Source organism: Micromonospora endophytica (assembly GCF_003236305.1).
In the GTDB taxonomy this organism is placed as follows: domain Bacteria; phylum Actinomycetota; class Actinomycetes; order Mycobacteriales; family Micromonosporaceae; genus Micromonospora; species Micromonospora endophytica.
The window spans coordinates 1-679 of record NZ_POTX01000514.1; the positions used below are offsets into that span (position 1 = coordinate 1).

Consider the following 679-nt stretch of genomic DNA (forward strand, 5'->3'; position numbering starts at 1 on the left):
GCCGGGGCTGGCGGCCAAACTCGGGTACACCGAGCGGCACCTGCACCGGCTGCTGCGGGCCGAGTTGGGCGCGGGGCCGTTGGCGCTGGCTCGGGCCCAACGCGCACAGACCGCCCGGACGCTCATCGAGACCACCGAGCTGGGGTTGGCCGAGATCGCGTTCGCCGCCGGGTTCGGCAGCGTCCGGCAGTTCAACGACACGCTCCGCGAGGTGTACGGGGTGGCCCCGTCGCAGTTGCGCGCGGGCCGCCGGGGCACGATCGGCGGCGCGGGGACGGTGTCGCTGCGGTTGGCGTACCGTCCGCCACTGCACGCCGCCGCGCTGCTGGACTTCCTCGCCCGGCGCACGCTGCCGGGGGTGGACGAGGTGCGCGACGGGACGTACCACCGGGGGTTGCGGCTGCCACACGGCACCGGCGAAGCGGCCCTGACCCCGGCGGACGGGTACGTGGCCGCGACGTTGCGCCTGACCGACCTGCGGGACCTGGCGCCCGCCGTGGCCCGCTGCCGACACCTCTTCGACCTCGACGCCGACCCGGTCGCCATCGATCAAACCCTGGCCGCGGATCCGGTCCTAGCCCCGCCGGTCGCCGCCGAACCCGGCATCCGCGTCCCCCACGCGCCCGACGGCTTCGAGATCGCCGTCCGCGCCATCACCACCCAACAGGTCTCCCTGGCC

1 protein-coding gene is annotated in these 679 nt (G+C 75.4%); it reads left to right on the plus strand.

Annotated features, from left to right (window positions below; genetic code table 11):
- The coding region (locus C1I93_RS30845) for an AlkA N-terminal domain-containing protein (RefSeq protein WP_146603624.1) at positions 1–679 on the plus strand (679 nt) is incomplete at both ends.